We start from the raw sequence: 13,404 nt of genomic DNA, 5'->3' as shown, positions 1-13,404 counted from the left end.
CAAAAAAACTTATTTAAGCAAAAAACATATTAGGTACCAATACGTCCCTTGCGCTTTTAGAACAGCGCTATTGGCGGTATTATTAAAACAAGGAGAAGACTAGTAATCAATTCCTGTTAATTTTACTTCTCCAAAACTGGTTAGTCGTAAAGAGTAAAAAAGAAGAAATTGCCTAGACAATCATAACTAAACAAGAAAATAATTATGAAAAATAATGAGCCAAGAGTAACAGCTGTAGGAGGAATATTCTTTAAAACAAAGAATCCTGAAAAAACTAAAGAATGGTATAAAAATAATTTGGGACTCAACACGGACAAATGGGGGACCAATTTTGAATGGTACCAAGGTTCCGATTCTTCTAAAAAGGGATTTACACAATGGAGTCCATCCAATGAAAAAACCCGGCATTTTGAACCTTCTTCGAAAGAGTTTATGATTAATTACAGAGTTGTCCATTTAGAAAAACTTTTAACCAAGTTGAAAAAAAACGGAGTGACTATTTTAGATAATATTGAGTCATTTGATTATGGGAAATTTGTCCATATAATGGACAATGACGGTAATAAAATTGAATTGTGGGAACCAAATGATGTTGAATATGAAAAGTTAGTTGTAGGGAGAACCAAATAAATTATTCGCATCAATCAAGGAATACTACTAGGCGCTTTAATAGACCAAAATTCTCGGTATAGTCAAAAACGAACCAACAATCCCCAAACCAAGTGATTACTATCCGGTAACCCGTAATTGTATTATGCAGCGGTTTTACCTGCACTTAGTAGAAAAAACTTTGAGTTAAAACGTCCTACTTGCTGTATTGAATAGTATGATAAAAAAGTAACCGACGCCTATGCATCTAAATATCTCATAATCAACTTTATGTATTTACTTTTGCATGATTCAGTATAGCTATAAACCGTTATTTGTAAACCAATACGACAAACAATCGTAACTTATGCTGGCAAACCATCTTTAACAATCATCTCGTCGGCGCATTAAATGAATTGGATCTTACTTTTAGAAATTTTGTACATAATTGTACTGCTGTTACTCATTTTAAGGATATTGTACGATACCAGAAGTAGCATCAAGGCCTTGGCATATATTCTCTTTGTAATTTTTGTTCCTATAATAGGGATGCTGTTTTACTTTTCATTTGGTGTTAATTATAGAAAACGAAAGTTGTACAGCAAAAAAATAGTACAAGATGACGGATTACGTAATGAGTTAAGAAATAGAACGTTCGCATACTCTGATAAAGTGCTCAATTCTGGATTGATTCCTCCAGTAAACTATAACTTGGCAGAGTTTGTAAGAAAATCTGCCAGTAGTCCGTTAACATCGAACAATACGGTAAAACTATTATTAAACGGGGAAGAGAAATTTCCAGAAGTTCTGAAGGCATTAGCCGCAGCGGAGCATCACATTCATCTTGAATATTACATTTATGAAGATGACGCTACCGGAAAGGCCATAGCAGCTATTTTAATACGCAAAGCGCAACAGGGTATAGAAGTGCGTTTTATGTACGATGATTTTGGCAGTAATGGCCTAAGCAAGGCTTTTATCCAAAACCTTGAGGCCGCTGGGGTACAGACCGCACCTTTTTACAAAATAAAAATACTTGCCCTAGCAAGTAGGTTAAATTATCGGAATCACAGAAAAATTATAGTTGTAGATGGTAAAACAAGCTTTGTAGGCGGAATAAATATGAGCGAGCGTTACAGAAACGACCGTAACAACAAGGACGATGGATTTTGGCGCGACACCCATTTAAAGCTGACGGGTGCCGCAACGTTGTACTTGCAATATCTCTTTTTGTGTGATTGGAATTTTTGTAGCAACCATGCAATGGTATACCATAGCAGCTACTTTCCTGAACCTTCTCCGGTTACAAAAATTAGCGGGGAAATCGTACAATTGGTCCCTTCCGGTCCAGATTCTGACTTACCGGTTATTTTTTATTCGCTGTTAGAAGCCATTGGTGCCGCCAAGAAAAAAATATTAATAACCACGCCTTACTTTATACCGGGAGAAAGTCTAATGGACGGTTTAATCATTGCCGCGCAAGGCGGATTAAAAGTGCAGTTATTAGTTCCTGGAATTTCCGATTCTAAGTTGGTAAATGCAGCCGCTCGCTCATACTACACAGAACTTTTAAAATACGGTGTAGAGATATTCTTATATAACAAGGGCTTTGTTCATGCAAAAACGATGGTTGTAGATGATGACTTATCAATCATTGGGTCCGCAAATATGGATTATCGCAGTTTTGATCTTAATTTTGAAATCAATGCACTAGTTTACGGTGAAGAAATTGCTGGTCAGCTAGAATCCGCTTTTCTGAACGATTTAAAGGAATCTTCAAAAATTGATGCTAAAAACTGGCTGGCAAGACCCAAATATGTACATCTATGGGAAAAAATCGTCCGCCTACTATCGCCTTTTTTATGAGGCAGAACAGCGTCATTACAAAGCTATGCCAATTAGTTTTCATTACGTTAGGGACTATCAAAGCTCCATAAGTAATGCCATGTAACACACTTCCTAACCTAGTACCTGTTGTTTTTCTTGTAAATGGATGTGAAGGTTGGGAAATACGCTGTTTTTGTTTTAGTAATTTACCAATGGAAAATTTAGTAGCACTTATAAGAACTATGCAGTCGCTCAAAGCATAATAAGAAAGCGATACCAGTATTTTAATGTGGATTAGCACTCGACTACTGGTATTCTTGAATTTAGAACAAAGAAAGGAATTTCAATTCTTTTCGACCAATTTGAAACACCTAACAGCACACAAATGAATCTTCAAAAAATTACGTTTCAGAACAAGGAAGGCGAAACACTAGTTGGTCGCCTAGAAATACCAGCTGACAGACATCCACATAATTATGCGATTTTCGCACATTGCTTTACCTGTAACAAGAATTTGCTGGCCGTAAAAAGTATATCCAGAGCCTTGACTGCAAGTGGTTTCGCTGTTCTACGTTTTGATTTTACAGGTCTCGGCGAAAGTGAAGGTGATTTTGAGGACACTAATTTTTCAGGTAATGTTTCAGATCTGGTCGCCGCTGCCCATTATATAGAAAAAACATATGACGCGCCATCACTATTAGTGGGGCACTCCCTTGGTGGTGCCGCAGCACTTTTTGCTGCTGCCGAAATAACTTCCATAAAAGCGGTGGCCACAATTGGAGCGCCATCTAATCCGGTTCATGTAAAGCATTTGTTCAAAAGTACCATTCCAGAAATTAATGCAAGTGGCAAGGCTGTTGTGAACCTTAGCGGAAGGGATTTTACCATAAAAAAACAATTTTTAGATGATTTGGAGCGTAAATCCTTAGCCGTCGTAGTTAAAAATATGCGGAAACCGGTCTTGATTCTTCATTCTCCCCAAGACGAAACCGTAGGTATAAAAAATGCCGAGGAAATCTACCATGCGGCACACCATCCAAAAAGTTTCGTATCCTTGGATGGCGCAGACCACCTTTTAATGAAAAAGGAAGACTCCTCCTATGTAGGACAGGTTATTGCAGGCTGGTCGCAACGTTATATACCTATACCTGAAACCGAGAATTTAAGGACCGAACATCACGTAATGGCAAGTTTGGACGCCGCTGATGGTTTTACAACGGCAATGAAAGTGGGAAATCATTTTATGACCGCGGACGAACCCATATCCTTTGGAGGAAACGACTATGGCCCATCGCCTTACGAGCTTGTTTCCGCCGGCCTATCTGCTTGTACCGCGATGACTATTCAAATGTATGCCAAGCGAAAGGAGTGGAATCTAGATAATGTACAGGTACATACCAGTTATAGTAAATCACATGCACAAGACTGTAAGAATTGTGAAAGCGATAATGCCAAGTTGGATACTTTTAAAAGAGAAATAACGGTTTCTGGGACCTTGAATGATAAACAGAAATCACGCATTATGCAGATAGCGGATAAATGTCCCGTGCACAAAACCCTACATAGTACAGTGCAAATTATCACAGAACTGAAAGCGTAATGAAAAGTCCGGTTTTTGAAATTACCGTTACAGGAAGTTACTACTCCCTATTATTACCGGAAGAAATAATACGTCCCTTCTTAGCTAAAAATCAGAAAAGGGTTAAAGCGATAGCATCGTTCAATACCAAAGAAGTTACTTTTTACGGCGCCATTCAAAAACGAGGAAATCAGCACTATATGATGTTTGGTAAACGCTACCAAAAGGAACTGGGTATATTTCCCAATGACCATTTTAAGCTTCAGTTTTTTGAGGACACCTCCAAGTATGGAGTTGCGATGCCAGAGGAGTTAGAGGCGGTATTCCTCAGTGATTTTGATGCTTTTAAGATTTTTGAGTCCCTTACAGATGGTAAAAAAAGAGGTATTATTTACGCCATTACACGCTTTAAAAACACACAGACTAGAATTGACAAATCGTTAGTATTGTGCGAAAATCTTAAACGAGGTATTCGTGATGTCCGAATAGTGTTAAAATCATTTTGATATGAGCATCCATTCGCCATATATTTTCTTAATTTTAAGCCATAATCTTAAAAACAAGTAGAATGAAAAAGATATTTAAATTTCAAATAGCGGCTTTGGCCTTATTGGTGGCATTTAGCTGTAAAGAAGTTAAGAAAGAAGCTACGGATGCGGCAACAGAAGTAGAAGCGGTTGTAGAAGAAGTAAAAGATGAAGTTATTGCCGAAAACATTACGTTTATGATGGAACCGAAAAGCGGCAGTAGTGTTATGGGAGAGGTTAGCTTTAGCGAAGCTAACGGAACAGTTACCATGACGGGCATGTTTAATGGTCTTAGCGAGGGCGAGCATGCCATTCACATACACCAAACAGCAGATTGTTCTTCAGACGATGGTAAATCTACCGGTGGGCATTGGAACCCGACCAATGAGCCACATGGTGCTTGGGGCGCTAAAGAGGGATATCATAAAGGAGATATTGGTAACATGATGGCCGATACAGACGGGAACGCTGTTGTAGAATTTTCAACGGACCAATGGTGCATTGGTTGTGACGATGAGAATAAAAATATAGTAGGCAAGGCGATAATCGTACACCAAGGCGTAGATGATCTTACATCGCAACCTAGTGGTGCCGCCGGTGCCCGTGTTAGCTGTACTGGGATAATAGAATAACTATTCGAAATTTAACTAATAAAAAAGCCGTTTCTTAATGCGGCTTTTTCTATTTTTAGCAAGCAATTGGTATTACATGACGCTAGATAAGTTGGTAGAAGGTTTTAAGAAAAGGGACATGGCAGCTTTTGAAAAGCTATATGCCATGTACGCTGAAAACATCTGTGGAGTCATTAGTACTATCGTTAAGAATGACGATAGGGCCCAAGAAATTTGTCAAGATGTATTTGTGAAAATATGGAACAATGCAGAAAGCTATAACGCCTCAAAAGGGCGTTTTTTTACTTGGATATTAAATATTGCGAGGAATGCAGCTATCGATGAAATACGCAGTAAATCGTATAAAAATGAAAAAAAGAACCTTTCTGCAGAGTACTTCGTAAGTATTTTAGAACAACCTGAGGAAGTTTCTGAGCGTATGGATTCTAAAAAATTGAAAAGATTAATACTTAATTTAAAAGAAAAGTGCGTTCAACTTATAGAACTACTCTATTTTAGGGGATATACCCAAAAAGAAGCAGCGGAAGAACTGGATATGCCAGTAGGAACTATAAAAACAAGAAATCGAAGTTGTATTTCCCAATTACGGGAAAATATGGTTGTAAAGTAATGGATGTTGAAAAATACATAGCATCAGGGATACTGGAACTGTATGTTGCAGGAACACTTTCAGACAAAGAAAATCTGGAAGTAGTTACCTATGCTAAAGAATATCAAGAGATTCATGATGAAATTATCGCCATAGAAACAGCTGTTTTAGAATTAACTTCAAGGAGTTCAAAACTACAACCCTACCCATTTACGACACTTAAAAACCAGTTAGAGGGCCAAAAAGAAACAAAAGTAGTTGATATACGTAAAGACAAAAAACCATGGGTTTCTTACCTCGGATGGGCCGCATCTGTTTTGTTGGCCATAGGATTGTTTTGGACGTACAACCAAAATCAAGAACTAAAATCGGAATTGGAAGTTGTTAGCGATACTAATCTACGTTTAGAAGACCAAATTGCAGATTCCGATACCTCCCTTGAAAAAACCCAAGCGCTCTTGAACGCCCTTAGGGATAAAGAAGTTGAAGTAATTACCTTGGGTGGACAAGCGGTTTCGCCAGATTCCTATGCAAAAGCTTACTGGAACAAAACGACGGAAAAAGTATTTATAGATGCGAAAGGCTTGCCGGAACCACCAGACGGGTTTGTATACCAGGTATGGTCTCTTAAACTATCTCCTACTCTTACCCCAACAAGCATAGGTATATTAGATACGTTTAATGAAGATAAAAATAAGGTGTTCGTACTTAACAATACCAATAATTCAGAAGCTTTTGGGATTACCTTAGAGCCTACCGGTGGTAGCGATTCTCCCAATTTAGAACAACTATATACCCTAGGAACAGTTTCTGCCACCTAATATATAGGTGCTATCCAAATTTGTTCAGCACTAATTATCGTAGAAAAAACTAATTACAGATTCCTTTTTACCTTATGTAAATTAAGGGTTTTTACCAACCATTTTGATAATGGCTTTTTAGGATTTCGTTTTTTAAGATTTAGATATAATCCTAAAACTTTCAGCACTGGAACCTTGTGGGTTTCCACGAATTCTATTAGCGTTCCATCTGGATCTTCAACGTAACTAAAATGTCCCGCTGCATCTCCCATATCAAAACTATTTGCACTATCTACAGTAAAGGCATGACCCAAATCAGCTGCTTTTTTCCTTAAGGCCTTCATACCATGAACATCGAAACAAATATGTATATACCCTAAATCTCCCCAAAGTCGGTTTTCAAATATCTTGATAGGCTGTCTATCCAAAGCCTGTAACAATTCTATTTCAGAGGGTCCTAGTAACGCTCCAAACCCTCCATAGGATAACCGTTCATGTTTTAGTAGAACCCTTCTATACTTTTTGGCCTCATCGTCTTTAGATGCGCAATGCATTGTTATAACTTCATCTGCAATCTTTTGATTGTAACCCAAAAGCGAATTATAAAAATCCATTGATTTCTCCATATCGGAAACGCCTATAACCGCACCCATTACACCACCTGAAGGGATTTCTGTCTTACTAAAGCCATAATCATCCTGAACAACCTTTACCAAATTTCCCCAAGGGTCTTTAAAATAAAAAAACGTTCTTCCACATGTACTACTATCAATGTCCGTTATATAATTAAGCGAAAGAGCTCTTAAAGTTTTTCGTGTTTTTAAAACATCATCACTTCTAATAATCATAGCATTTATACCTAAATCCCCCATTAAAAATGGTATTGTAGGTGCATTTGGCACACGATCTTTGAACTGCCATATCTCTAAACCACCACCACCTTTCATGTTTAAAGACAGATAGGCATCCCTTCTTTGCGGTTCTCCTTGGGTATATTTTGTCATTAAGGAGGCTGTTGCTTCATCTTTAAACACAAGAATATCGAATCCTAAATATTCCCGGTACCAATTAAAAACTTTTTTGGTATCGGTAACGCCTATTCCTATTTGTTGTATCCCGTTTATAATTTCGGCCATGCTATGAACTACGAATCAATCTATCGTGTATGGATTTTAATTTGGTACTAGGATATCCTAAATTAAAAAGTAATACCAGTAGTAAATTTGATAAGTTGACCCTGAGGTATGAATTGCGTTCATACTTGCGTGAAGAAACAATGAGATCGGTCTTAATAATGGTATAAGGAACGTGCGCCTGTTTCATCCGTTTAAAAAACTCAAAATCTTCCATCAATACTTGATGTTGATTAAATCTACCTAGTTTCTCAAAAATAGATTTCCGTATAAACAAACACTGGTCTCCGCCTCCTGTAAACATGCCGTCCCGCCCCGTAAAAGAAGCATTGATATTTAACCAAAAATCCTCTTTATCGAACTTGTAGGAAAAAAAACCTGCATCGTACCCTTCATTAAGTGCCTTGTCTATATCTGCTAAAAATGTAGATGGAGGTTTTACATCAGCATGTAAAAACACCAAAATATCGCCTTTTGCCAGCATAGCACCTTCGTTCATTTGTGCAGCCCGACCCTTTTCTTTACAAGTAAGCAATCGCACTTGACCTTCAAAATGACCCAATGCATAGGTTTGACTCTCCGGAGATAATGCAATAATCACTTCGGCGCTGTCTCTATCCTGTACCGCTGCAATGTGCGACAAAAGTATACTTAAATTTTGCTCTTCATTATGAGCAGGAATGATTATACTTATCATAAATGATATGTTTTAGCGACCTTAAGAGTACAACTTGTTTTTTTATAAAATCACCATAGCTTTACATGTTAGTTAAATCTACGTAAATTCAAAAGAAAGGTTTTTTTTTATGAGATAATGTCGCTTTTGAAAGTTTCTTTAGCTTTAACGACTTATAGATAAAACCACAGGCGAGTCTTTTACGTATGTGTAATTAAAGCAAAGCATACTTATGAAATATACCAACACTATTTTGATGTTCTTCTTTATTCTTATCTCTTGCAAAAACCAGGTAGAGGCGCAAATGACTTCTAACAAGGAAGCTGATTTTAATGAATTATCCGAAACATTTTTAGAGCGTATAAAGCTAAACAAAGACACCAAGGATATTCAGAATATATTAGCGAATACAACTATAATAGAGCTAGAAGCAGCCTTGGATAGCGATGCAAAAAAATTAGCCTTCTGGGTGAACATATACAATGCCTACATCCAAGTTATTCTTAAAAAACAACCAGAACTCTACGATGACCGCGGAACCTTTTTTAAAAAGGAACAAATTACCATAGCCGGAGAAACCGTTTCTTTTGCCAAAATAGAACATGGTATCATTAGAAAATCGCAATGGGAATATGGTTTAGGCTACATCCGTAAATGGTTTCCCAACAAATTTGAGCGCAAATTAAGAGTGGATAACAAGGATTACCGGATACATTTTGCCTTAAATTGTGGCGCCAAAGATTGTCCGCCAGTAGCTATTTATCAATGGGACAAATTAGAGGAACAATTTAAAAAAGGTACCTCAACATACCTTAAAAACACAACGGTATATTCAAAAGAAAAGAAGGAAGTTGCGGTCACCGCTTTATTTAGTTGGTTTCGCGGAGATTTTGGCGGTAAGAGCGGTGTAAAGAACATACTAAAAAAAGAAGATTTAATACCCGATACTAAGAACATTGAGATTACCTATAAAAACTATGATTGGACATTAGATCTCGATAATTTCATAGACTTATAGCCCATATTAAATTTAAGCCTATCAAAATAACAAAACAGTTTTTTATCTAGGATTTAAATTGGTTTCGTTACTTTGCAATGCTATGAAAACGAATATCCCAAAAGCTTTTTTTAAGGTATGAAAAGCCTCTCTTTTCTACGAATAATCAGCATTGTATTATTTCTAACCTTAGGTATCCTGTCTGCATCGGTCGTAGGAAATTTAAAATTTTCCTTTGATTTTAGTCAGTTTTTCCCAGAAGAGGATTCAGATTTGACCTTCTATAACGAGTTTGTAGCTGAATTTGGTACGGATGACAACTTTTTATTGATTGCCGTCAAAAATGAAAATGGCGTTTTTGAAGAAGACTTCTTGACCCGTTTTCAATCATTATCGGAAGAAAGTAAATCCTTTAGTTATGTTACGGAGCGTAATTCTTTAACGACACTTTCTTATCCATTAAAAACAACTTTTGGATACACTACCTTGCCCATTATTCATATAACGGATACCACGCAATATAGAAAAGACTGGAAGAAGATACGTGAAGACAGTTTGTTTACTAACGTATTCATAGACGAACAGGCCAACTCCTTGGTACTTGCCCTTTCTACAGAGGATAATCTGGATTATACTGAATCTGCGCTGTTATTAAATCAAGTTCGCTTAGCACTACAACAGAACAAACTTACGGACTATCACATGCTAGGCAGGGCCTTTTTTTACGAGGCTATTGTAGATATGCAAAAGAGCGAGGTTCTTAAAACCACCGTAATCGCATCAATTTTAGTGTTTATTATATTATTATTGGTCTACAGGAGCTTACCTGTTGTCTTCATATCTGTAGCCTCTATTGGACTATCGCTGCTACTTTTCCTTGGATTATTGGCCATACTCGGAAAGGAAATGAATGCAATGGCCGCATTTTATCCGGTGCTAATGCTTATTGTAGGAACATCCGATGTAATCCATTTGACCGATAGCTTTATACGTAAAATCCAAAGCGGAAAAGATAGCTACGCAGCCATTGTATCTTCTCTTAAAGAAGTGGGGCTTACCACTTTGCTAACCTCTGTAACGACCGCAATAGGTTTTATAACCCTACTATCGTCTAGGCTGGTAAGCATTCGTGAATTTGGTATTAATGCAGCCATGGGTGTAATGGTCGCTTATATTACGGTTATTTGCTTTACGGGTGCACTCTTAATTAGTATGCCAAAGAAGCGCCTAATTGGGCGTAAAAGCATTTCTAAAAAATGGGTAACTAATCTATTACGCATCAATACCATTACTAAAACAAATCCCAACAAGATAATTGTTGGAACTTTGGTATTTATGCTGCTCTGTATTTTGGGTATAAGCCTCGTTACTACGAATCACGAGTTTAAGCAAACCTTACCAAACCGAAGCAAAATAGCTACCGATTTTAATTTTTTTCAGGAAAAATACGCAGGATTTAGACCCTTGGAAATAGCAATTACGGCTAAAAATGGATATAAGGTTACAGATTATGAGGTAGCCCTAGAAATTGAAAAACTGACCACTCATTTAGAACAAATCAAAACTATTGGAAACATTCAATCCCCTAACCTGCCCTATAAAATCATCAATAAAGCAAACAATTTAAACAAATCGGATTATCTGCGTCTACCGGAGGATAAAGCTACATTTATCAAGTATCAAAAAGACGTAACCAAACTAGCTAGAAAGCAACTGGCAAAATTTGTGAACAAAGCCAGGGACAAAGCCAGGATAAATGGCAAACTAGAGGATGTGGGTACTGATAGCCTTAAACGGTTATACTCACATATAGAAAGATTTGCAAACACTGCTACCGATACTACCAAAATGCAGATAAGGGTTACCGGAAAAAGCATGTTACTGGATAAAAATTCCGAATACATTCGGAAAAGCCTATTGGAAGGGCTTCTCTATGGTCTCATTATTATTGGTGTAATCATGGTCTTCGTCTTCCGGGATATCAAAATGTTTTTGATTTCCTTAGTTCCAAACCTCCTACCAATGCTATTTGCCGGTGGAATACTTGGGTTTTTAGGCATACCCTTAGAAGCAGGTTTATCAGTAGTTTTTGCAATTGTTTTCGGTATTGCCGTTGATGATACCATACATTTTCTTGGTAAATATAAATTAGGTATCACCCAAGGATTATCCAAAGAAGAAGCCCTGGAAAAAACATTTGCGCAAACCGGTAGGGCGTTGGTCATTACAACGCTAATCCTATTCTTTGGGTTTATGGTGATGTTATTCTCCATACATCAACCTAGCATAACCATAGGTACAATTATAAGCGTTACGCTTGTGGCCGCACTTATTCTTGACCTGCTTTTATTGCCGGTCTTGCTTCGGAAGTTTACTTAAAGATTCTATTTTTTCCGTTGATAGTGCGCTGTAAAGAGCGATAAGCGAATATACTTTTACCAATCATTACAACCATTGCAGCAACCCAAAAGGAGAAGAGAAGATATTCCATAACAGTAGATTAATAGTTTTGGTTCTGGTTAAATTTATAATACTAGAATATAGCTAGTAAAAAGCTTATAAAAATGAACATATTAGTATTTGGTCGATAAATATATACTTTTCATCTATGCGAGTCTTAATAAAAACTTAATTTTCGATGAAATACCTACAAAAAAAGACATCGCAGCTGTTACACTACGATGTCAAACAAAAAACAACCAACCTAAATCAACCGAAAATGAAATTGTAAATACCTTATAAAGCCTTAATATCTTTCTCCATACCTGGACCTAGCTCATAAATAGCGCCCACCAAATCCTTTTTCAAAATTTGAACCTTCTCTAATTCACCGCTTGCGCTATACACCTCTGCGGCTTGGTAACATAATGCAGGCTCAAATGTTTTGCCATACACATGCGCATCCATTATTTTCTTTGCTTTTTCTACCTGACCATTTTTGAGATAACTATACCCCAACATGCTGTACGACTCAGGAGTAGGCCTGTTAGCAACCTCTCTCATGGATAGCTGTACAGCTTTTTCATATTGTCCGGTTTCCTCTAAAAATAAGGATACGTTGTACCCATTGTACATATCACCGTAGGCTTTGTTTTGTACCGTAGTAAAGTAGCTATCAAGATTATCCAGTCTAGTATTGTCATCACCCATGTAATTGGCAATATCCGCTTTCAAAAGAAAATAATCCGGAGCCTTGTAGGTAGCTGTAACCGAATCAAGTATACGTAAGGCCTCTTCAGGATTTTTATCATGGGAGTACACAATCCACGCGATACCCTTTTTGGCATATGCATTACTAGGGTCCAATGCTAAAGCACTTAAGTAATGTTGATAAGAGTCCGCAATTCTACCTGCGTGACCGTAATAATCTGCCAAATTAGTGAAGCTCCATAGCATTAGTTCCTTATTCTTGGCCGACATAGCTTTTTCCTTAGCCTTTTCCATAAAGGCAATAGTTGTATCCAAATCACCTTTATAATCGTTCCACTTGGATAGGCGGATGATATACCCAAAATCAGATAAGTTTTTAATGCTTTCCAAGTAGGCCTCTGCAACATTATAGTTACCCAACTCCATATGAACATCAAAAAGTAAACTTCTAGATTCATTAGCTCCACCGCCAAGTTCCATAGCCTCATTGGCAAGTACAAGTGCTTCCCTGAATCTATGCTGCGCTATGTAATTTCTTGCTAAAGCACGTAAATAGGTCTCTTTTCCTACCGCGGCGACGGCAACTGCTTTTTTTAAACTTTGTTCCGCTTTTTTTAAATAGGTAATATCTCCTGTCTCCTTAAAATATCGCGTATACTCCCCTCCTACTATGGCAAAACTGGTAAGTTGAATACTGTCTGGCCTTATTTTAGTATTCCAAAGTTTAAAATATTTTGAAGTTGTTTTTGGTTCTTTTGCCACTAAAAAATCATTATAATCTTCTTGGTTTCCAATGGTATTCTCCATTTTCGAATTGCAGGAAACAAGTAGTGAAATCGAAAGTAATATTAGGATTGTTTTCATTGTTTTCATTGTTTTCATTGTTTTTTGTTTTTTGTTTTTTGT

General features: G+C 37.2%; 12 protein-coding genes. 9 read left to right on the top strand and 3 right to left on the bottom strand.

Going from position 1 to position 13,404, the window contains the following annotated elements:
* Positions 1-204 precede the first annotated feature (204 nt).
* The 7 genes from MS6x_RS16305 to MS6x_RS16275 all read left to right on the top strand — a co-directional run bounded on the left by MS6x_RS16305 (position 205) and on the right by MS6x_RS16275 (position 6,563).
* Positions 205-630, top strand: coding sequence for a VOC family protein (locus MS6x_RS16305; RefSeq protein WP_482603521.1), 426 nt, complete (start codon positions 205-207; stop codon positions 628-630).
* Between the two features lie 369 nt (positions 631-999).
* On the top strand, positions 1,000-2,454 hold the full coding sequence (gene cls, locus MS6x_RS16300) for a cardiolipin synthase (protein ID WP_482603520.1): 1,455 nt from the start codon (positions 1,000-1,002) through the stop codon (positions 2,452-2,454).
* 346 nt (positions 2,455-2,800) lie between these two features.
* Positions 2,801-4,015, top strand: a complete 1,215-nt coding sequence (locus MS6x_RS16295) for a bifunctional alpha/beta hydrolase/OsmC family protein (RefSeq protein WP_482603518.1) — start codon at positions 2,801-2,803, stop codon at positions 4,013-4,015.
* Complete coding sequence (locus MS6x_RS16290) at positions 4,015-4,500, top strand: YdeI/OmpD-associated family protein (protein WP_482603517.1); 486 nt, start codon at positions 4,015-4,017, stop codon at positions 4,498-4,500. Before MS6x_RS16295 ends, MS6x_RS16290 begins: the two co-directional genes overlap by 1 nt.
* A gap of 62 nt (positions 4,501-4,562) precedes the next feature.
* A complete protein-coding gene (locus MS6x_RS16285) occupies positions 4,563-5,153 on the top strand; it encodes a superoxide dismutase family protein (RefSeq protein WP_482603516.1) in 591 nt (196 codons plus the stop codon).
* A 76-nt stretch (positions 5,154-5,229) separates the two neighbouring features.
* The gene (locus MS6x_RS16280; protein WP_482607185.1) at positions 5,230-5,763 is read left to right on the top strand and encodes an RNA polymerase sigma factor; all 534 of its coding nucleotides are present in this window, start codon (positions 5,230-5,232) and stop codon (positions 5,761-5,763) included.
* Complete coding sequence (locus MS6x_RS16275) at positions 5,763-6,563, top strand: anti-sigma factor (RefSeq protein ID WP_482603515.1); 801 nt, start codon at positions 5,763-5,765, stop codon at positions 6,561-6,563. The genes MS6x_RS16280 and MS6x_RS16275 overlap by 1 nt, the downstream gene beginning before the upstream one ends.
* A gap of 53 nt (positions 6,564-6,616) precedes the next feature.
* On the opposite strand, the gene MS6x_RS16270 is transcribed toward MS6x_RS16275, so the two are convergent.
* Positions 6,617-7,678, bottom strand: coding sequence for a VOC family protein (locus tag MS6x_RS16270; RefSeq protein WP_482603513.1), 1,062 nt, complete (start codon positions 7,676-7,678; stop codon positions 6,617-6,619).
* A 1-nt stretch (position 7,679) separates the two neighbouring features.
* Positions 7,680-8,372 carry a TIGR04283 family arsenosugar biosynthesis glycosyltransferase gene (locus MS6x_RS16265; RefSeq protein ID WP_482603511.1) on the bottom strand — a complete coding sequence of 231 codons (693 nt, stop codon included), beginning with the start codon at positions 8,370-8,372 and terminating at the stop codon, positions 7,680-7,682.
* A 211-nt stretch (positions 8,373-8,583) separates the two neighbouring features.
* On the opposite strand from MS6x_RS16265, the gene MS6x_RS16260 reads away from it, so the two are divergent.
* Positions 8,584-9,369, top strand: coding sequence for a DUF547 domain-containing protein (locus tag MS6x_RS16260; RefSeq protein WP_482603509.1), 786 nt, complete (start codon positions 8,584-8,586; stop codon positions 9,367-9,369).
* A 117-nt stretch (positions 9,370-9,486) separates the two neighbouring features.
* Positions 9,487-11,727, top strand: coding sequence for an efflux RND transporter permease subunit (locus MS6x_RS16255; protein ID WP_482603507.1), 2,241 nt, complete (start codon positions 9,487-9,489; stop codon positions 11,725-11,727).
* A gap of 357 nt (positions 11,728-12,084) precedes the next feature.
* Here the strand turns inward: MS6x_RS16255 and MS6x_RS16250 are convergent, their stop codons facing one another.
* Positions 12,085-13,362: a tetratricopeptide repeat protein gene (locus MS6x_RS16250; RefSeq protein ID WP_482603506.1), complete on the bottom strand. Its 1,278-nt coding sequence runs from the start codon at positions 13,360-13,362 to the stop codon at positions 12,085-12,087.
* Positions 13,363-13,404 lie beyond the last annotated feature (42 nt).

Source organism: Maribacter sp. MS6 (assembly GCF_056839185.1).
This window is presented reverse-complemented; position numbering and strand designations above follow the sequence as displayed.